Below are 19,358 nucleotides of genomic sequence, written 5' to 3'. Positions count from 1 at the left end.
ATAGAAGATGTACCGAAAGTGCACTAAAAACCTCCATGCCCAACTTGTAGACATGGAGGCATATAGTCACAGAAAAAAAATTCCGTTTCGTATATTAACACCTAGGTAGGAAATTAAGTCTATTGACACCTACTGTCTACGGTACACTAATTAAATTCACAACATAAATGATTATATAAAAACTTCTTTATGAAGTCAACTTCCAAATTTTACGCTAATGTAGAAACGTCTACACGTACGCCAGGTCCCATTGTAGAAGCAACTGTTACGTTCTTCATGTAAGTACCTTTTGCAGCAGCTGGCTTAACTTTTTGTAAAGTGTCAGCAATTGTTCCGAAGTTTTCTACTAATTTAGCATCTTCGAAAGATACTTTACCGATTGGAACGTGGATGTTACCAGCTTTATCAACGCGGTATTCAACTTTACCAGCTTTGATTTCGTTAACAGCTTTAGTTACATCGAAAGTAACTGTTCCAGTTTTAGGGTTTGGCATTAAACCTTTAGGTCCTAATACGCGACCAAGTTTACCAACTTCACCCATCATGTCAGGAGTTGCTACTACTACATCGAAATCGAACCAACCTTGTTGGATTTTACCGATGTAATCAGCATCGCCTACGAAGTCAGCTCCAGCAGCTTCAGCTTCTTTAGCCTTTTCACCTTTAGCGAATACTAATACACGTTGTACTTTACCAGTACCGTGTGGAAGAACAACTGCACCACGGATTTGTTGGTCAGCTTTCTTAGGGTCAACACCTAAACGGAATGCAACTTCTACAGTCGCATCAAATTTAGCTGTGTTTGTTTTCTTTACTAATTCTACTGCTTCTGTTGCAGAGTAAGCAGTTGCACGATCAACAAGCTTTGCAGCTTCTACGTACTTTTTACCTCTTTTAGCCATTTTTATTTCCTCCTCGAATGTGGTTTTAGCGGAATAACCTCCCACGTTTACGCTTATTTTCAGGTATAACCTGAGGATGCGCGCCATCCATTTATTTAAAAACGATAATCATTTACGATAATAAAGGTTGCGAATTGGAATTCCAGACCCGCAACCTTTTTTAAAAACAAATCGAATTAGTCTTCGATAACGATGCCCATACTGCGTGCAGTACCTTCAACCATACGCATTGCAGCTTCTACACTAGCAGCGTTTAGGTCAGGCATTTTAGTTTCAGCGATTTCGCGTACTTTATCACGCTTAACAGTTGCCACTTTATTACGGTTTGGTTCACCAGAACCAGACTCAATACCAGCTACTTTCTTAAGAAGAACAGCAGCAGGAGGAGTTTTAGTAATGAAAGTGAATGAACGGTCCTCAAATACCGTAATTTCAACAGGGATGATAAGACCAGCTTGATCAGCTGTACGAGCGTTAAACTCTTTACAGAAGCCCATGATGTTAACACCTGCTTGTCCTAATGCTGGACCAACTGGTGGAGCTGGGTTAGCTTTACCTGCAGGAATTTGAAGCTTTACCATTTTAATTACCTTTTTAGCCACGAGACACACCTCCTTAAGTCCGTGATGTGGTCAATTGGACAGTGATTTGCCCTCCCACGTCATATTTTATCTGTAAGGATAAAATCTTTCAAAAAACGTCTCCGATAACGAAGACGTACTGACTTAAAAGATATTATCACTTTTTACAATTCATTTCAAGTTTCATTTTATAATTTTTCAATTTGATGGAAGTCAAGCTCAACTGGAGTCTCGCGACCAAACATGTCCACAAGCACGCTAACCTTTTTCTTCTCCACATCAATTTCTTCAATAGCACCTGTATAATCTGCGAATGGCCCCTCATTTACACGCACTGTCTCATGAAGTTCAAAGTCGAAATCAACCACTTCGTTGTCCATTCCCATATGCTTCATAATGGTAACCACTTCTTCTTCTAATAGAGGTGATGGTTTAGATCCAGAACCAGAAGAACCAACGAACCCAGTTACACCTGGCGTGTTACGTACAACATACCAAGAGTCATCAGTCATGATTAACTCTACTAATACATAACCTGGGAACACTTTTCTTTTCATTAATTTTTCTTTACCGTTTTTCATTTCTACTTCTACTTCTTCCGGGACAACAACACGGAAAATTTTATCTTGCATACCCATTGATTCTACACGTTTCTCTAGGTTTGCTTTTACTTTATTTTCATATCCAGAATAAGTATGGACAACATACCAACTTTTTTCCATTCATTTAGGACGAGCGTCCTTCCCTCCCTGACGTACATTTTTTTGCGCAAATGAAAAAACCCGTTCACCGGGCTTTTACACAGTTCTTATAAATAACATTATATCATGGATAAGTGCTTCTTATTCAAGAATTAACCAAGAATTAACCGAATTAAAGAAGAAATGCCCATATCAACCACTGCGAAGAAAATCGCAAAGAAGACAACTGTAGCGATAACAGTCGCTGTTGAACGGAGTAATTCATCTTTTTTAGGCCAACTTACTTTTTTCATTTCGCGACCTACATCGCCGAAAAAGTTCGTTAAACGCATCTACGGGACCTCCAGTGTATTATTTCAATTATTTATTTTGTTTCCTTGTGAACTGTATGCTGATTGCATGTTTTACAAAACTTCTTTATTTCAAGTCGCTCTACTGAGCTCGTATCTTTCATCGTAGAGTAGTTTCGATTTTTACACTCTTCACATGAGAGTACAACTTTTTTTCTCATTAGTTACACCAACCTTGTAACATTATGTCCCTAAAAATGTATCATACAACAAAAGACAATGTCAATGACATGCCTTTTGCACTCTCTCCAAAAAGAAAACAGGTGATTTTTTACACCTGTAGCATTTGTTATGAATTTAAAGTGGTACTCTCTCTCATTTCCATATATCGTTCCAATTTCCGCTTCACCCTCTGTAAAGCGTTATCAATAGATTTCACATGTCTGTTTAACTGTTCCGAAATCTCTTGATAAGAACGACCATCCAGATATAAAGAAAGCACTTTTCTTTCTAAATCGCTTAATAATTCAGATATTTTAGATTCTATGTCTGTATATTCTTCCTGACTTATAATCATTTCTTCAGGATCCGTTACCTTCGCTTCCGAAATAACATCTAATAATGTCCGATCAGATTCCTCATCATAAATCGGCTTATCTAAAGACACATATGAATTTAACGGAATATGTTTTTGCCTTGTTGCTGTTTTAATAGCGGTAATAATTTGCCGAGTGATACACAGTTCAGCAAATGCTTTGAATGAAGACAGCTTGTCCTCTTTATAATCACGAATCGCTTTAAACAATCCAATCATACCTTCTTGAACAATATCTTCTCGATCGGCACCCACTAAGAAATAAGATCTTGATTTCGCGCGAACAAAGTTCTTATATTTGTGAATCAAATATTCTAGAGCGTCAGTATTACCTTTTCGAACTAACTCAACGATTGCCTCATCCTCTAAATCACGAAATGTAACGTCGCCTACACTTACGAAGCCTGCTTCCACCTTGATCCCTCCGACCGCTATTTATTTAGCAATATTATACAGTAAAAAGATAAAGAGCGTCAATGCTTCAACGCTCTCCTCTTCTTAATTTTTCTAATTTTTCTGTAATATCTTTACTAAATATCTTTCGCATGGCGGGTTGCTTTTCTTTTGTGTCTTGTGTACGCCTTCTTACTTGTTGCTCCATCGCTTGTACTTCCAACTCCAATTCACGTGCAGATTTCCGAAGAGCACCTTGCGCAAATATAACCCATTGTTCCGTATAATCAGAAGTCGCAACATATATTTGCGTATTTATATTTCTAAGCTCAATCGCAAGCTGCTCTATCTTTTCATCTGCAGTTTGATTCTTCCTCGTGAATATGACTTCCACACGCGATTGTTTCATCTTTTTTTCAATACCTTGGACTGTATAAGCATCAAAGACTATCATTACCTTTGTACCTGTGTATCCTTGGTAATCCGCCATCTTATCAATCAGTGCATCTCTTGATGATTGCAAATCTACATCCCGTAGTTTCTTCAAGTCTCCCCAAGCTCCGATAATGTTGTAACCGTCAACGATTAAAATATCGTTCATTTTTTATTTACCAATTTCGTGACGCTTACGATATACCTCATACATTAACAAACTTGCGGCTACTGAAGCATTTAAGGATGTAACTTTACCGACCATCGGTAAAGTAATTAAGAAATCACATTTTTCACCAATAATACGACTCATACCTTTTCCTTCACTTCCAATTACTAATCCAATTGGCATTTTACCATCTAAATTACGGTAATCCGTTTTCCCTTTTGCATCTGTACCAGCAATCCAAAGTCCACGTTCTTTTAATTCATCGATTGTACGAGATAAATTCGTTACACGTGCAACAGGAATATATTCAATTGCTCCAGTCGATGCTTTCGCAACTGATGCAGTAAGTCCCACAGCTCTTCTTTTCGGAATAATAATTCCATGAGCTCCTGTTGCATCCGCCGTACGCATAATAGAACCTAGGTTATGCGGGTCTTCGATTTCATCTAAAATTAAGAAGAACGGATCTTCGTTACGCTTCTCTGCCACTTTAAATAGATCTTCTAGCTCAGCGTATTGATATGCAGCCACTTGAGCAATTACACCTTGATGGTTCCCCTCAACTAATTGATCTAACTTCTTCTTTGGTGCATGTTGTAAAATAATCTTATTTTCTTTCGCTAGTGCTAGTACAATTTGTATTTGTCCTTTGGCAGCACCTTCCGCGATCCAAATTTTATTAATATCTCTTCCTGAGCGTAACGCTTCAATTACAGGGTTACGTCCGATAATATATTCACTACTCATGATGATGTGCCCCCTTCCTTTTCTTCTAAAACAGCAATTGCCTTATATACAATTTCGTCTAATCTTTCACGATTATTTAATAAGTGATGATAGCCAATTAACGCTTCAAAGGCTGTACTATATCGATATGTTTGTACATCAGTATTTTTCGGGACAGTACCTGAATTTGCATTACGCCCTCTTCTTAGTACCGCCTCTTCTTCCTCTGTTAAAAATGCTGTCTCTAATAAATGATAAACAACTTTCGCCTGTGCTTTTGCCGAAACAAAGCTTGTCCCTAATCGATGCAATTGATTAGGACGAACTTTCCCTTTTTGAAGTAGGTGATAGCGGATATATTGTTCATATACCGCATCACCCATATATGCTAACGCTAAGCTGTTTAATTGCTTTGCATCAATCATTCTTATCCTCTTTTCCATCTTGTACCTTGAGCGGTATCTTCTAAAATAATATTACGGTCTTTTAAATCATCGCGAATTTGATCCGATAACGCAAAATCACGATTTTTACGAGCTTCAATGCGCTTTTGAATAAGTACCTCAATTTCTTCATCAAGCAACTCTTCTTGCGCTAATTCTAACCCTAAAATATCAAATAATGTTTCAAGTTGTTTTACGTATGCTTCAATTACAACTGTAGACGTATGTTCTTCCAGTAAATATTGATTTGCATGATTTGCTACATTATATAACTCAGTGATTGCATTAGCAGTGTTGAAGTCATCATTCATTGCTTCTTCAAATGCAGTCTGGAATTTTTCCAGTTCCGCTAACCATTTCTCATTATGATCTGTTAAATCAGTACTACTTTCCATACGGTGTTTTAAATTACCGTAAGCCGTTTTAATTCTTTCCAGTCCATTATTTGTGCTTTGTAGTAAATCTTCACTGAAATTAATTGGGTGACGGTAATGTACCGATAGCATAAAGAATCTAATTAGCTGTGGATCATATTGCTTAATGATATCGTGAACTAAAATGAAGTTCCCCAGTGACTTAGACATCTTCTCATTATTAATATTAATATATCCATTGTGCATCCAATAACGTGCAAATGTTTTTCCTGTTAATGCCTCAGACTGCGCAATTTCATTCTCATGATGAGGAAATGCCAAGTCTTGACCACCAGCATGAATATCGATTGTATCTCCTAAGTATTTACGCGCCATTGCCGAGCATTCAATATGCCAGCCTGGACGACCTTTCCCCCAAGGGCTTTCCCAGAAGATTTCTCCTTCTTTCGCAGCTTTCCATAAAGCAAAATCAAGAGGATCTTGTTTCTTTTCTCCTACTTCAATGCGTGCACCGTGACGTAAGTCGGCGATTGGTTGATGCGATAATTTACCGTATCCTTCAAATTCCTTCGTTCTAAAGTACACATCACCTTCTGATTCATATGCATATCCTTTATTCACAAGTTCTTGAATAAATTCAATAATGATATCCATATTTTCCGTTACACGCGGATGAACTGTTGCATGTTTGCAACCTAGTGCCGTTACATCTTCAAAATACGCTTCAACGAAACGGTCAGCAATTGTCGGCACATCTTCACCTAATTCATTTGCTGCTTTAATTAATTTATCATCTACGTCAGTAAAGTTAGATACATACTGCACATCATACCCTTTATATTCTAAATAACGGCGTACCGTATCAAATACCATAGGTGGTCTTGCATTCCCAATGTGAATATAGTTATAAACTGTAGGTCCACACACATACATCTTTACCTTATTTTCTTCTAATGGAGTAAACTCTTCCTTTTGACGCGTTAACGTATTATAAATGTGAATAGTCATTTTTATCCTTCCTTTCTACCTTTACTTCAAGTTGTTTTTTCAATTTATCAAGTTCTACTTCCATGACCTTTAACTTATCAAAAATTGGGTCTGGAAGGTCAGAATGATTTAATTCTTGACCGATCTTTACTCCATTTTGAATAACGACTCGGCCAGGTATACCTACAACTGTAGAATGTGCAGGCACTTCTTTTAATACGACAGACCCTGCTCCAATTTTAGAATTCTCTCCAACTGTAATAGAACCTAGTACTTTAGCACCTGTTGCAATTAATACATTATCCTGAATTGTAGGGTGCCTCTTCCCCTTTTCTTTACCCGTACCACCTAATGTAACACCTTGATAGATCGTTACATTATCACCAATCTCGCACGTTTCTCCAATTACAACCCCCATTCCATGGTCTATGAAAAAACGACGACCAATTGTTGCTCCTGGATGAATCTCAATACCAGTAAAAAAACGACTAACTTGTGAGATCCAACGTGCAATAAAGAAGAAATTCTTTTTATAAAAAGCATGTGCAATTCGATGGGCCCAAACTGCATGTAATCCAGAGTAAGTCAAAATGACTTCAAAATAACTTCTTGCCGCTGGATCCTGTTCAAAAACGACTTCAATATCTTCCCGAAGCCTCTTAAACATCGACGCTCCCTCCCCTTTATGGGCTGCTTTTTCGAGTGAACTAACTCCCTACTTATCCCCCTAAATTTTTATACACGGGGATAAAACTTATACTCATATCCACTTTTACGGTATAAAAAAGACGCCTCTGTCATATTGACAGAGACGCCTTATAAGCGCGGTTCCACTCTGTTTAGGCTAAAGAAAGCCTCAAACTCATCTATGATAACGGTTTACACCGCTTCTGCTTACTTTACGCCCTAAGACGTTTCACAAAACAATTCGCTGTTCAGCAGAAGACTCGAAGGGGCATTTCAAAAATCCGCTTATAAACCACTTCCAGCCTAAAGGTGGTTCTCTCTGTAAAAAGCCTGATTTTCTACTTCTCCTTCTCGTCGCTTTTCCTTATTAGGTTTTAAGTATACTTATTATATTTCTAAATCTAGAAAATGTTAACCAATTACTTTTTGAAGACGATTTAAAACTTTTTCTTTTCCAAGAAGTGCAATAGCATTAGGAAGCTCTGGGCCATGTGTTTGACCAGTAGTTGCAACACGGATTGGCATAAATAAGTTTTTACCTTTATGACCTGTTTCCTTTTGCACTGCTTTAATAGCCGCCTTAATTGCTGCTGGTTCCATCGCTTCTAGTGCTTCTACTTGACCCGCAAATGCACGAAGTACTTCTGGTACTTGTTCACCTTTTAATACTTCTTGTCCTTCTTCTTCATAATCAACATGATCTTTGAAGAACATTTCAGAAAGCTCTACAATTTCAGCTCCAAAACTCATTTGTTCATGATATAACGCAATTACATCACGAATCCAAGCTTGTTCTTGTTCACTTAAAGTTTCACCTATACGTCCAGCTTTCACTAGATGCGGTAAACTTAACTCTACCACCATATCTAAGTCTTGCTTTTTCATATATTGGTTGTTCATCCATTTTAGTTTTTGAGAATCAAATAATGCAGGCGATTTTGATAAACGAGCTGCATCGAACATTTTGATAAACTCATCTTGAGAGAAGATTTCCTCTTCTCCTACTGGCGACCAACCTAATAGTGCAATAAAGTTAAAGATTGCTTCTGGAAGATATCCAAGCTCTTTATATTGCTCAATAAATTGAATAATAGATTCATCACGCTTACTTAACTTTTTACGGCTTTCGTTTACAATTAAAGTCATATGACCAAATTGCGGAATATCCCAACCGAAAGCTTCGTAAATCATCATTTGTTTTGGCGTATTTGAAATATGATCATCACCACGAAGTACATGTGTAATCTCCATTAAGTGATCATCTACTGCTACCGCAAAGTTATAAGTTGGAATTCCATCTTTTTTCACGATAACGAAATCACCGAAATCATTTGAGTGGAATGCAACTTCATCTTTTACGATATCTTTAAACGTGTAGTCGCGATCAACCGGTACACGGAAACGAATACTCGGAATGCGGCCTTCAGCCTCAAATCCCTTCATTTGCTCCTCAGTTAAATCACGGTGGTTTCCAGCATAACGCGGTGTTTCACCACGAGAGATTTGACCTTCACGCTCTGCTTCTAGCTCTTCTTCTGTCATATAACATTTGTAAGCTAAACCGCGCTCTAATAAATCTTCATATAATTTTTTATAAATATCTAAACGCTCTGTTTGACGATATGGTCCAAATTCACCACCAACATCAACACCTTCATCCCAGTCCATACCGAGCCATTTCAAGTATTTTAATTGGCTTTCTTCTCCACCAGCAACATTACGTTTCACATCAGTATCTTCAATACGAATAATAAACTTACCATCTTGATGACGAGCAAATAAATAATTAAATAATGCCGTACGCGCATTTCCGATATGTAAGTGTCCTGTTGGACTTGGCGCATAGCGCACTCTCACTTGCTTTTCCATAATTGGTACACCTTCCATTCTTAATGTCAACACATTCTATAATTGTACACCAAAAAAATGTGATTATCCATCTTACGAATTAAAAACCATTATTTTTTCTGTAATAAAACAACTGCTTGAGAAGCAATTCCTTCTTCTCTACCTGTAAATCCTAATTTTTCTGTTGTTGTTGCTTTTACATTGATATTGTCAATAGACGTTTCTAATAGTTCACTAATACGTTTACGCATACTTTCAATATGTGGTGCCATCTTTGGCTTTTGAGCAATAATTGTACAATCTAGATTCCCTAACTCGTAACCTTGCTCACGTACAAATTCCCAAACTTTTTGCAGCAATACAGCTGAATCAGCATCTTTAAAAGCAGGATCTGTATCAGGGAAATGCTTTCCAATATCCCCAGCTGCAATTGCACCTAAACATGCATCCGCAATCGTATGTAACAATACGTCTGCATCTGAATGACCAATTAATCCTTTCTCATGAGGAATTGTAATTCCACCAATAATTAACGGTCTACCTTCCGCAAACTCATGCACATCAAAACCTTGTCCAATTCGAAACATTTTTTACATCCTCCTCAAGCTAAACTACAGAGCTTTATGATTCTATATTATATTGCTATCCTTATAAAGAAAAGCCCGGCTGTTGCCGAGCTTTTTTTCGCTATAATCATCAATGTCATTTCTTTTGAACATGAAGGAAACTTTCAGCAATTAATAAATCCTCTGGAGTCGTCACTTTAATATTATAGTAACTCCCCTCTACTACACCTACTTGCTTCCCGATACGTTCTACGAGGCTTGCATCATCTGTACCAAGGAAACAACCCTGTTTTGCACTTCTATGAGCTTCTAACAAAAGAGAAACAGCGAACCCTTGTGGTGTTTGTACAGCTTTAAGCTGAGATCTTTCTACCGTTTCGACAACGATACCCTGCTCTACTTTCTTAACTGTATCTTTCACTGGTACCGCACAAATGGACGCTCCATATTTTTCCGCTGCAGTTAATACATCTTGAATCACTTTTTTCGTTACAAATGGACGCGCGCCGTCATGTACAAGAACATACTCAACATCACTAGTATGCTGAATGGCGTTATATACACTATCTTGTCTTTCGGCTCCGCCCTGAATAAATTGTACTGGCTTTTCAATTGGATACTTCTGCATTAATTCTTCAAAATACGGACGTTCTTCTTCGTTAATGGCCATAATAATACTTTTGCATGCTTTATCTTTTTCAAAAGCACGTAACGTATGCACAATAATTGGTACTTCATTAATAAGTAAAAACAACTTGTTTTTACCAGCACCCATCCGCTTACCTTGACCAGCTGCTGGAATAATTAATGTATACATATTAATAATCCTCTACTTATAATGCTTTTTCTAATAATTTACGTTTGGCGAAAATCATACGCCCAGCCGATGTTTGTAACACACTAGTAACGAGCACATTGAGTTGTGAACCTACATATTCTCTACCATCTTCTACTACAATCATCGTGCCATCATCTAAATATGCAACACCTTGATTTTGTTCTTTTCCATCTTTGACAACATAAACACTCAGTTCTTCACCTGGGAGTACAACAGGTTTAATTGCATTAGCTAAATCGTTAATATTTAACACCGTTACCCCTTGTAATTCCGAAACTTTGTTTAAGTTGAAATCATTCGTTACTACCGTTCCACCAGTGATTTTCGCCAACTTTACAAGTTTGCTATCCACTTCTTGAATATCATCGAAATCGCCTTCATAAATTTCTACCGGAATTGGCATCTCTTTTTGAATACGATTTAAAATATCTAATCCTCTGCGACCACGATTACGCTTTAAAGCATCAGAAGAATCGGCAATGTGCTGAAGTTCTTCTAACACGAATTGTGGGATCACAATTGTTCCTTCTAAAAACTTTGTTTGGCAAATATCAGCAATACGCCCATCAATAATTACACTCGTATCGAGAATTTTCCAATGAGTTGTAGATTCTTCTACCTCAGTTTCTTCATTCTCACTATTATTATTTTTCTTCTTCCCACGTTGTGGTAATGTAAATAATCCTAGTAATTCATTCCTCTTTTTAAACCCTACTTGGAATCCTAAATATCCAAGTAAAAGAGTAAAGAACACTTGCAACACTGTACTAATAACTGGAATTGTAAATTCACGAATTGGTATTAAAATTAAATATGCAACAATAAGACCAGAGATTAATCCTAATGTACCAAATAAAACATCCGCTACAGGCGCCTTTACAAGAGCCTCTTCAATATGCTTAATAAGTTGAACAATATAATCTACAAGCCAAAATGTTGTTAAAAATAAAATAATTGCACCAATAATTGCACGAACATACGATCCTTCCAATAATGGAACAGCACCGATGTCTAATACATTAATAACTTTTGGGATTAAGTAAATCCCTAACGCTCCGCCAATTACTAGAAAGAAGAGCTGTACAATCCGTTTTAACATCGAACCACCTCCTACTCATTATTAACCATTGTTTCGCTAATCAAAACGCCGAATGCAAAAGCGGACGTGTTTTTTTTTATAAATAGTTTTATTTACCAATATACCATATCATATACCAAAAATGTTCTAGTGTCGTTATATTATGGAATCAATGTAATATTCTTAATTGTGTCTACTCATATAGAGATGCTCTTGGATTCTTTTTAGGCCTTCTCGTATTTTCTTCGCCCTGACTTCTCCAATTCCTTCCACATCATCCAATTCATTAATAGTTGCTCGACAAACACCTTGCAAAGTCTTAAATCGATTAATTAAATTTTCAATGATAAGTGGCGGAACGCGCGAAATTTTGCTCGTGATTCGGTATCCTCTCGGCGTCACACTTTCTTCTAAACTCATTTGTCCTGGATAGCCAAGCAATTTAACTAAATCGCTATCCTCTAGAAGTTGTGTATTCGCAAGATCTTGTAACTTTTTCAAAATTTGATGATGGTCTTGTGTTTTTTCTTGATAATAATCTTTAATTAATAACGCTGCCTCTGCCTCTAAATCAGCTAGTAGTTCTGTAAGTTGTAAACGAATTAACCTACCTTCCGTTCCTAGCTCATGAATATAGCTCAATATTTCATTTTTAATCCGCAGTACCATTTCAACACTATGTAACACATGAACCACCTCGGACATTGTAACGACTTCTTCAAATTCTAGAATGCCCAAATTCGTAATACCATCATTCCATACAGCCTTATATTTTTCTAACGTTTGAATAGCTTGGTTTGCCTTTGTTAAAATAACACCTATATCCTTTAGTGTATAACGTAAATTCCCTTGATATAGTGTAATTACGTTACGTCTTTGTGAAATAGCCACAACAAGACTACCTGTCTGCTTTGCTACACGCTCTGCCGTCCGGTGGCGCATACCTGTTTCAATAGAATCAATAGATGCCTCTGGAACTAACTGTGCATTTGCAATTAAAATTTTACTTCCAGTTTCATTTAAAATAAGTGCCCCATCCATTTTTGCTAATTCGTATAAACTAGCAGGAGAGAATGCACAATTAATGTGAAATCCCCCATCAACAATACTTTTAATTTGTTCATTATACCCAAGAACAATTAGTCCCCCTGTTTGTGCGCGAAGCACGTTATCTATCCCTTCGCGCAGTGGTGTTCCTGGGGCCACGAGCTGTAAAATATTAATCATGCTTTTGACACGTTGCTTGTTTTCTTCCATAGCCTAGCCTCCTAATGTCAAACGAAGCGCTTCCCCTAAATTAGATACACCTACTACCTCAATCCCATCCGGAATTGTCCATCCCCCCAAATTTTTTCTAGGAATAATAGCACGTTGAAATCCTAATTTAGCTGCTTCTTGTACACGTTGTTCAATTCTTGATACTCTTCTTATTTCTCCAGTTAATCCTACTTCTCCTATTACTGCATCAGTTGGTGGCGTAGATTTATCTCTAAAACTTGAAGCAATACTTAAAGCCACAGCTAAATCAATTGCTGGTTCATCTAATTTCAAACCACCTGCTACTTTTAAATATGCGTCTTGGTTTTGCAATAATAAACCTGTTCTTTTTTCTAGCACTGCCATAATAAGCGATACACGGTTATGATCAATTCCCGTCGCCATTCTTCGAGGGTTTCCAAAACTAGTAGGGGAGATTAATGCTTGTATTTCTACTAAAACCGGTCTTGTTCCTTCCATTGAGGCAACTACTGTTGATCCTGCGACTCCAACGGGTCTTTCCTCAAGAAAAATTTCAGAAGGGTTTAAGACTTCCGCAAGACCAAGCTCTTTCATTTCAAAAATACCCATTTCATTCGTGGAACCAAAACGATTCTTCACAGCTCGCAAGATACGATATGTATGATGACGATCTCCTTCAAAGTAAAGAACTGCATCGACCATATGTTCTAACATACGAGGTCCTGCAATTGCCCCCTCTTTTGTTACATGTCCGACGATAAAAATAGGAATTCCTTTCGTTTTTGCAAGTTTCATTAATTCCGCTGTACATTCACGTACTTGCGCTACACTTCCTGGGGCTGACGTCACTTCAGGTAAATGTATCGTTTGAATAGAGTCAATAACAACAAAAGCTGGATTCATCTCTTCAATGTGCGCTGCAATTCGCTGTAGATCAGTTTCTGCTACAACAAATAGATTACTACCCTTTACATGCAAACGATCTGCACGAAGTTTAATCTGCTTTGCTGACTCCTCACCTGATATGTATAGTACATCATATGAAGAATCTGCTAATTGCGATGAAATTTGTAATAACAATGTTGATTTCCCGATCCCAGGGTCTCCACCAATAAGTACTAAGGATCCATCTACAATCCCACCACCAAGTACACGGTTAAACTCTTGGAATTTCGTTTCAATACGTGCCTCAGATTTTGTTTCTACTTCTGTTAGGCGTCTTGGTTTTGTTACTTCCGATTGAATTGCATTGGCATAATTAAGCCGTCTTGATGATACAACCGGTTCCATCTCTTCAACAAGCGTATTCCATTGACCACAACCAGGGCATTTCCCCATATATTTTGGTGACTGATAACCACACTCTTGACATGTGAATTTTGTTTTCTTTTTAGCCATATCGTTTTATATTTCACTTCACTTTCATCTATAAACAGTTTATCCTTCTCGTACAAGAAAGAGGGCTATCTCGTAGCCCTCTTAGTTTGTCTATACTTATTTTACCTTTTCAGCGCTATGAATGACAAATGATTCCCCTTCAACATCAAAGATAACTTTTTGTCCTTTCTCAATAGCACCTTTTAAAAGTTCTTCCGATAGTCTATCTTCTACATGTTTCTGAATTGCTCTACGAAGCGGACGAGCACCATATTCTCGGTCAAACCCTTTATCAGCAATGGCTGAAATCGCTCCTTCTGTTAAATGCAATTCAATCTCTTGCTCTTTTAAGCGCTTCACTAACTGATTCACCATAAGTGTTACAATCTCTTGAATATGTTTTTTCTCAAGCATATGGAACACGATAATTTCATCAATACGGTTTAAGAACTCTGGACGAAATGCCTTTTTCAGTTCATCCATTACTTTACCTTTCATATCTGAATAATCGCGGCTCTCATCTTGTACGTTAAATCCAAGATGTTTATTACGTTTTAACGCATCTGCACCAACGTTAGATGTCATAATAACAATTGTATTACGGAAATCAACTGTACGCCCTTTAGAATCCGTTAAGCGACCATCTTCTAATACTTGTAGTAAAATGTTAAACACATCAGGATGAGCTTTCTCTACTTCATCTAATAGGACAACTGAATATGGCTTACGGCGAACCTTTTCTGTTAATTGTCCACCTTCTTCATATCCAACATATCCTGGAGGAGATCCAACTAAACGAGAAGTCGAATGCTTCTCCATGTACTCAGACATATCGATGCGAATCATTGCATCCTCATCACCGAACATAGATTCTGCTAATGCTCTTGCTAGTTCTGTTTTACCTACACCTGTTGGTCCTAAGAAAATAAATGAACCAATCGGACGTTTCGGATCTTTCAATCCTGCTCTAGCACGACGAACAGCTTTCGCTACAGCTACTACCGCTTCATCTTGACCAATAACACGGTTGTGAAGAATGGATTCTAAGTTTAATAATTTATCAGTCTCTGTTTGTGCAAGTTTAGAAACCGGTATACGAGTCCACGTAGAAACGACATTTGCAATATCTTCTACTGTCACTTCTGAGTTTTCTTTTCCTTGTTGCTCTTTCCATTGACGCTTCGTATCTTCTAACTTTTCACGTAAGCGTTGTTCCATATCACGTAAGGAAGCAGCTTTTTCAAATTCTTGACTTTGCACAGCTGCATCTTTTTCTTTTCTAATTTCCTCAAGTTTTACTTCAAGCTCTTTTAGATTTGGTGGTGTTGTATAAGAGCGTAAGCGAACCTTTGAAGCAGCTTCATCAATTAAATCAATTGCTTTATCTGGTAAGAAACGATCTGTAATATAGCGGTCTGAAAGCTTTACAGCTGCATCAATTGCATCATCTGTAATAGATACACGGTGATGCGCTTCGTAACGATCACGTAAACCTTTCAAGATTTGAGTTGATTCGTCTAAACTTGGCTCATCAACGTGAATTGGTTGGAAACGTCTTTCTAAAGCCGCGTCTTTTTCAATATATTTACGATATTCATCTAAGGTTGTCGCCCCGATACATTGTAACTCTCCGCGTGCTAAAGATGGTTTTAAAATGTTCGATGCATCAATTGCACCTTCTGCTCCACCTGCACCAATTAATGTATGAAGTTCATCAATAAATAGAATAATGTTTCCAGCTTGACGGATTTCATCCATAACTTTCTTTAAACGATCTTCAAATTCACCACGATATTTCGTTCCAGCTACAACTGTACCCATATCTAGTGTCATAACACGCTTATCTCTTAATGTTTCAGGAACTTCATTATTTACAATTTGTTGTGCTAATCCTTCTGCAATTGCCGTTTTACCTACACCAGGTTCTCCAATTAATACAGGATTGTTTTTTGTTCTACGACTTAAAACTTCAATTACACGTTGAATTTCTTTACCACGACCGATAACAGGATCTAGACGGTTTTCACGTGCAACAACTGTTAAATCACGTGCTAAGCTATCCAGTGTTGGTGTATTTGCATTCGTTGAAGAACCACCTTGGTGACCTGAACTTGCTTCATTACTTCCAAGAAGTTGCAATACTTGTTGTCTTGCCTTATTTAGGCTAACGCCTAAGTTATTTAAAACACGTGCTGCTACACCTTCACCTTCACGGATTAAACCAAGTAAGATATGTTCTGTTCCAACGTAAGAATGACCTAATTTACGAGCTTCATCCATAGACAACTCAATAACCTTTTTAGCACGCGGTGTATAATGTACAGTTTGAGAAGCTTCTGTTCCGCGTCCAATTAACGCTTCTACCTCTTTTTGAACCTTCTCTGGACTTAACCCAAGAGCAATTAACGCTTTTGCTGCAATTCCTTCCCCTTCGCGTACAAGCCCAAGTAAAATGTGTTCTGTTCCAATATTATTATGCCCAATACGAATTGCTTCCTCTTGAGATAAAGCTAATACTTTCTGTGCTCTTTCTGTAAATCTTCCAAACATCATAGAAATCGCCTCCTACTTGCGCTTAGTTTTTTTCAATACGTAATCGCTCACGGATTAAGGTTGCTCTTCGATAATCTCTTTCTTCTGGTCCTAAAGGTCCGCCTGCATATTGTTGTAAAATGCCTGGTTGTGTAAGAACCATTAGCTCAGTCAAAATATTTCTCGATACACCTTTTATATATCCTAAATCAATACCAAGTCGTACATCTGATAAGCAAGTGGCCGCTTCTGCAGATTGAATTAACCGACTGTTTGCTAGTATGCCATAAGAGCGATAAACCTTATCTTCAAGCTCAATACTTGAATTTTGTACAATTAATTCTCTAGCCATTTTTTCTTGCTGTATGATTTGTTGAATGACACTTTTTAAATCTGCAATAATATCTTCTTCAGATTTTCCTAGCGTCATTTGATTTGACACTTGAAATATATTACCTAACGCTTCGCTACCTTCACCGTATATTCCTCTTACTACTAACCCTAATTTTTGAATTACTTGTATAATGCGGCTAATTCTTTTCGTTAAAACGAGTCCCGGTAAGTGAATCATTACGGAAGCCCTCAATCCTGTACCAACGTTAGTAGGGCAGCTCGTTATATATCCAAGTGATTCATCAAAAGCATATTCAACCTCTTCCTCTATCCAATTATCTATTAGATTGGCACTTTGAATGGCCTCTGATAACTGTAACCCTGAAAATAAGCACTGTATCCTAATGTGGTCTTCTTCATTAAGCATAACACTAATATGTTCGCTTTCTGATAATAGACATGCTCCATATTCTGTTCCTGCAAGGTTAGGACTAATTAAATGCTTTTCAACTAATACTCTCCTTTGAAGAGGCGTTAATTCATTCATTTTTAATAGTTCAAAATCTCCAAAAGGTTCTACCGTTTTATTTATAAATTCCTTTTTAAATAATTCATGAATCTGTCTAGCTTCTCCTTCGTTTTGCATAGTAGAGAATTGATATTTTTTAAAATTACGAGCCAAACGAATTCGACTACTTAAAACAATATCAGAATCAGGGCCATCCCCCTTCATCCATGGACTAATCGCTTCATTCATAATTTTGTCCAGTGACATAGAACTATTCCCCCTCTCTATGCTCACTAAGCTGATTTTCAAGACCTCGAATATTATCCCTTACTTCAGCAGCTTTCTCAAACTCCTCTTTCTGTACGTATTGTTTCAGAATGAGTTTTAGTTCATCTAATTCTTTCTTTAAGTGAAGATTTCCTTCTATACGTTCCGGAATTTTTCCACAATGATCTGTATGTCCACCGTGCAGACGTTTTAATAATGGCTTTAAATGTTCCTTAAATGTATCGTAACAAGAAGCACATCCAAACCGTCCCACCTTTGTAAATTGCTCATATGTCATCTTACAATCTGGACACCTTAATATACTTGTATTCGAAAGCCCGTTTTGTCCTTCTTCAAACATTGTTGATTCACCGTGTAATAACCCAGCAAATAAATCATGGAATGAAAAGTTAGACTGCGGTGATTGAAAGAAAGACGTATAGCCACTTTGTTCTGCACATTGCTCACAAAGATGAACTTCCGTCTTCTTTTCGTTGATTACTTTTGTATAATGTAAAGTTGCTGGTCTTATATTACAGTTTTGACAAGTCATCACTATCCCCACCTTTACAATAGGAACGATCTATCTGATAGTACTTTTCATACATTACTAGATTGTTCACTTTCCTTTACTTGTTTAAATAAAAGTGCGTGTTCTTTTTTCAAAACCTCTACAATATTTAACTGCCTTATCTCTTAGTTATTATTCTTTTACAAAAGCTATATTTATTTATATTTCAGTGTTCTTAACATTGCGCATAATATTCGAGCCCTAAGTTCATCTCGAGAAGGAACATCCATTGATAATACAGAACGATCTAGTACACTTAACATAAGTTTAGCTTCACGATTTGTTATGATTCCCTCTTCTATTAAACGTATAATCATACTCTCTGCATTCCCTTGCGCAACGCTATGATCAATCATATGAAGCATTTGATCAATCATGTCTATATCGTCATGCAGTTTGACTTTTATAATGCGAATGTAACCTCCTCCACCACGTTTACTTTCTACTACAAATCCTCTTTCTATCGTAAAACGGGTATTGATTACATAATTGATTTGAGATGGTACGCACTCGAATCGATCCGCAATCTCATTTCTTTTGATTTCAATCACATTATTATTACTTAAGTCAATAACTTGCTTTAGATATTGCTCAATGATATCAGATATATTTCTCATTTATCCGCCACCTTTATTGACTTTGACTATCTTTGACTTTAATTATATACGTATTAATAAAATTTGCAACTCTTTTGCTTATTCACTATCCTAGCCACATTCCCCTGTATTTAATCAAAATAATAATTATTTAAACACATTTTTTAATTACTATGGATTATAAAAGAAAACACGAAAAAACACGAGTCATTTGACTCGTGTTTAGTTGCTTGGCGACGTCCTACTCTCACAGGGACAAGGTCCCAACTACCATCGGCGCTAGAGAGCTTAACTTCCGTGTTCGGTATGGGAACGGGTGTGACCT

Annotated in this window: 21 protein-coding genes, 1 rRNA gene and 2 other annotated features; all 22 genes read right to left on the bottom strand. The window is 37.2% G+C overall.

Annotated elements, in window-relative coordinates; all coding sequences use genetic code 11:
- Positions 1-15: 15 nt before the first annotated feature.
- Positions 16-160 (bottom strand) — a sequence feature (ribosomal protein L10 leader region).
- 49 nt (positions 161-209) lie between these two features.
- Positions 210-902, bottom strand: a complete 693-nt coding sequence (gene rplA, locus ACLBWW_RS26850) for a 50S ribosomal protein L1 (protein WP_002096939.1) — start codon at positions 900-902, stop codon at positions 210-212.
- 176 nt (positions 903-1,078) lie between these two features.
- The gene (gene rplK, locus ACLBWW_RS26845; RefSeq protein ID WP_001085872.1) at positions 1,079-1,504 is read right to left on the bottom strand and encodes a 50S ribosomal protein L11; all 426 of its coding nucleotides are present in this window, start codon (positions 1,502-1,504) and stop codon (positions 1,079-1,081) included.
- Positions 1,505-1,671: 167 nt separating this feature from the next.
- Entirely contained in the window at positions 1,672-2,205 is a 534-nt protein-coding gene (gene nusG, locus ACLBWW_RS26840; protein ID WP_000415794.1) for a transcription termination/antitermination protein NusG, read from the bottom strand.
- A 131-nt stretch (positions 2,206-2,336) separates the two neighbouring features.
- Positions 2,337-2,516 carry a preprotein translocase subunit SecE gene (gene secE, locus ACLBWW_RS26835; RefSeq protein WP_001241321.1) on the bottom strand — a complete coding sequence of 60 codons (180 nt, stop codon included), beginning with the start codon at positions 2,514-2,516 and terminating at the stop codon, positions 2,337-2,339.
- Between the two features lie 32 nt (positions 2,517-2,548).
- Positions 2,549-2,695 (bottom strand): 50S ribosomal protein L33, encoded by a 147-nt coding sequence (gene rpmG / locus ACLBWW_RS26830; protein ID WP_002070160.1) that lies wholly within the window; start codon positions 2,693-2,695, stop codon positions 2,549-2,551.
- A gap of 128 nt (positions 2,696-2,823) precedes the next feature.
- Positions 2,824-3,483 carry an RNA polymerase sporulation sigma factor SigH gene (locus tag ACLBWW_RS26825; protein WP_000387198.1) on the bottom strand — a complete coding sequence of 220 codons (660 nt, stop codon included), beginning with the start codon at positions 3,481-3,483 and terminating at the stop codon, positions 2,824-2,826.
- A gap of 67 nt (positions 3,484-3,550) precedes the next feature.
- Positions 3,551-4,063: an NYN domain-containing protein gene (locus tag ACLBWW_RS26820; RefSeq protein ID WP_000997888.1), complete on the bottom strand. Its 513-nt coding sequence runs from the start codon at positions 4,061-4,063 to the stop codon at positions 3,551-3,553.
- A 3-nt stretch (positions 4,064-4,066) separates the two neighbouring features.
- Positions 4,067-4,810: a 23S rRNA (guanosine(2251)-2'-O)-methyltransferase RlmB gene (gene rlmB, locus ACLBWW_RS26815; protein ID WP_000093757.1), complete on the bottom strand. Its 744-nt coding sequence runs from the start codon at positions 4,808-4,810 to the stop codon at positions 4,067-4,069.
- Entirely contained in the window at positions 4,807-5,214 is a 408-nt protein-coding gene (locus ACLBWW_RS26810; RefSeq protein WP_000564263.1) for a Mini-ribonuclease 3, read from the bottom strand. The genes rlmB and ACLBWW_RS26810 overlap by 4 nt, the downstream gene beginning before the upstream one ends.
- 2 nt (positions 5,215-5,216) lie before the next feature.
- Complete coding sequence (gene cysS, locus ACLBWW_RS26805) at positions 5,217-6,614, bottom strand: cysteine--tRNA ligase (RefSeq protein ID WP_000152265.1); 1,398 nt, start codon at positions 6,612-6,614, stop codon at positions 5,217-5,219.
- Positions 6,595-7,260, bottom strand: coding sequence for a serine O-acetyltransferase (gene cysE / locus ACLBWW_RS26800; RefSeq protein WP_000476500.1), 666 nt, complete (start codon positions 7,258-7,260; stop codon positions 6,595-6,597). Before cysE ends, cysS begins: the two co-directional genes overlap by 20 nt.
- A 137-nt stretch (positions 7,261-7,397) precedes the next feature.
- Positions 7,398-7,644 (bottom strand) — a binding site (T-box leader).
- Between the two features lie 47 nt (positions 7,645-7,691).
- The gene (gene gltX / locus ACLBWW_RS26795; RefSeq protein WP_000415158.1) at positions 7,692-9,149 is read right to left on the bottom strand and encodes a glutamate--tRNA ligase; all 1,458 of its coding nucleotides are present in this window, start codon (positions 9,147-9,149) and stop codon (positions 7,692-7,694) included.
- 89 nt (positions 9,150-9,238) lie between these two features.
- Positions 9,239-9,715, bottom strand: a complete 477-nt coding sequence (ispF, locus tag ACLBWW_RS26790; protein ID WP_000488386.1) for a 2-C-methyl-D-erythritol 2,4-cyclodiphosphate synthase — start codon at positions 9,713-9,715, stop codon at positions 9,239-9,241.
- A gap of 115 nt (positions 9,716-9,830) precedes the next feature.
- Complete coding sequence (gene ispD / locus ACLBWW_RS26785; protein ID WP_048543026.1) at positions 9,831-10,511, bottom strand: 2-C-methyl-D-erythritol 4-phosphate cytidylyltransferase; 681 nt, start codon at positions 10,509-10,511, stop codon at positions 9,831-9,833.
- Between the two features lie 16 nt (positions 10,512-10,527).
- Complete coding sequence (locus ACLBWW_RS26780; RefSeq protein WP_000919686.1) at positions 10,528-11,631, bottom strand: PIN/TRAM domain-containing protein; 1,104 nt, start codon at positions 11,629-11,631, stop codon at positions 10,528-10,530.
- 162 nt (positions 11,632-11,793) lie between these two features.
- Complete coding sequence (disA, locus tag ACLBWW_RS26775; RefSeq protein ID WP_000392165.1) at positions 11,794-12,867, bottom strand: DNA integrity scanning diadenylate cyclase DisA; 1,074 nt, start codon at positions 12,865-12,867, stop codon at positions 11,794-11,796.
- Between the two features lie 3 nt (positions 12,868-12,870).
- Complete coding sequence (gene radA, locus ACLBWW_RS26770; protein WP_048543024.1) at positions 12,871-14,247, bottom strand: DNA repair protein RadA; 1,377 nt, start codon at positions 14,245-14,247, stop codon at positions 12,871-12,873.
- Positions 14,248-14,343: 96 nt separating this feature from the next.
- Positions 14,344-16,779, bottom strand: coding sequence for an ATP-dependent protease ATP-binding subunit ClpC (clpC, locus tag ACLBWW_RS26765; RefSeq protein WP_000971181.1), 2,436 nt, complete (start codon positions 16,777-16,779; stop codon positions 14,344-14,346).
- Between the two features lie 22 nt (positions 16,780-16,801).
- The gene (locus ACLBWW_RS26760; protein WP_048543022.1) at positions 16,802-17,866 is read right to left on the bottom strand and encodes a protein arginine kinase; all 1,065 of its coding nucleotides are present in this window, start codon (positions 17,864-17,866) and stop codon (positions 16,802-16,804) included.
- Positions 17,867-17,870: 4 nt separating this feature from the next.
- The gene (locus ACLBWW_RS26755; RefSeq protein ID WP_000128404.1) at positions 17,871-18,419 is read right to left on the bottom strand and encodes a UvrB/UvrC motif-containing protein; all 549 of its coding nucleotides are present in this window, start codon (positions 18,417-18,419) and stop codon (positions 17,871-17,873) included.
- Between the two features lie 173 nt (positions 18,420-18,592).
- Positions 18,593-19,054: a transcriptional regulator CtsR gene (gene ctsR / locus ACLBWW_RS26750; protein ID WP_001244556.1), complete on the bottom strand. Its 462-nt coding sequence runs from the start codon at positions 19,052-19,054 to the stop codon at positions 18,593-18,595.
- A gap of 207 nt (positions 19,055-19,261) precedes the next feature.
- Positions 19,262-19,358: ribosomal RNA gene (gene rrf, locus ACLBWW_RS26745) — 5S ribosomal RNA — on the bottom strand; the annotation flags it as partial.

Source organism: Bacillus sp. M5A3_1b (genome assembly GCF_053345335.1).
This window is presented reverse-complemented; position numbering and strand designations above follow the sequence as displayed.

Coding starts and splice junctions, on each gene's coding strand:
- radA (WP_048543024.1), bottom strand. CDS start 14,247: ATGGCTAAAAAGAAAACAAAATTCACATGTCAAGAGTGTGGTTATCAG.
- gltX (WP_000415158.1), bottom strand. CDS start 9,149: ATGGAAAAGCAAGTGAGAGTGCGCTATGCGCCAAGTCCAACAGGACAC.
- cysE (WP_000476500.1), bottom strand. CDS start 7,260: ATGTTTAAGAGGCTTCGGGAAGATATTGAAGTCGTTTTTGAACAGGAT.
- secE (WP_001241321.1), bottom strand. CDS start 2,516: ATGCGTTTAACGAACTTTTTCGGCGATGTAGGTCGCGAAATGAAAAAA.
- nusG (WP_000415794.1), bottom strand. CDS start 2,205: ATGGAAAAAAGTTGGTATGTTGTCCATACTTATTCTGGATATGAAAAT.
- ispF (WP_000488386.1), bottom strand. CDS start 9,715: ATGTTTCGAATTGGACAAGGTTTTGATGTGCATGAGTTTGCGGAAGGT.
- cysS (WP_000152265.1), bottom strand. CDS start 6,614: ATGACTATTCACATTTATAATACGTTAACGCGTCAAAAGGAAGAGTTT.
- ctsR (WP_001244556.1), bottom strand. CDS start 19,054: ATGAGAAATATATCTGATATCATTGAGCAATATCTAAAGCAAGTTATT.
- rplA (WP_002096939.1), bottom strand. CDS start 902: ATGGCTAAAAGAGGTAAAAAGTACGTAGAAGCTGCAAAGCTTGTTGAT.
- clpC (WP_000971181.1), bottom strand. CDS start 16,779: ATGATGTTTGGAAGATTTACAGAAAGAGCACAGAAAGTATTAGCTTTA.
- ACLBWW_RS26780 (WP_000919686.1), bottom strand. CDS start 11,631: ATGTTAAAACGGATTGTACAGCTCTTCTTTCTAGTAATTGGCGGAGCG.
- ACLBWW_RS26760 (WP_048543022.1), bottom strand. CDS start 17,866: ATGTCACTGGACAAAATTATGAATGAAGCGATTAGTCCATGGATGAAG.
- rpmG (WP_002070160.1), bottom strand. CDS start 2,695: ATGAGAAAAAAAGTTGTACTCTCATGTGAAGAGTGTAAAAATCGAAAC.
- ACLBWW_RS26820 (WP_000997888.1), bottom strand. CDS start 4,063: ATGAACGATATTTTAATCGTTGACGGTTACAACATTATCGGAGCTTGG.
- ispD (WP_048543026.1), bottom strand. CDS start 10,511: ATGTATACATTAATTATTCCAGCAGCTGGTCAAGGTAAGCGGATGGGT.
- disA (WP_000392165.1), bottom strand. CDS start 12,867: ATGGAAGAAAACAAGCAACGTGTCAAAAGCATGATTAATATTTTACAG.
- ACLBWW_RS26810 (WP_000564263.1), bottom strand. CDS start 5,214: ATGATTGATGCAAAGCAATTAAACAGCTTAGCGTTAGCATATATGGGT.
- ACLBWW_RS26755 (WP_000128404.1), bottom strand. CDS start 18,419: ATGACTTGTCAAAACTGTAATATAAGACCAGCAACTTTACATTATACA.
- rlmB (WP_000093757.1), bottom strand. CDS start 4,810: ATGAGTAGTGAATATATTATCGGACGTAACCCTGTAATTGAAGCGTTA.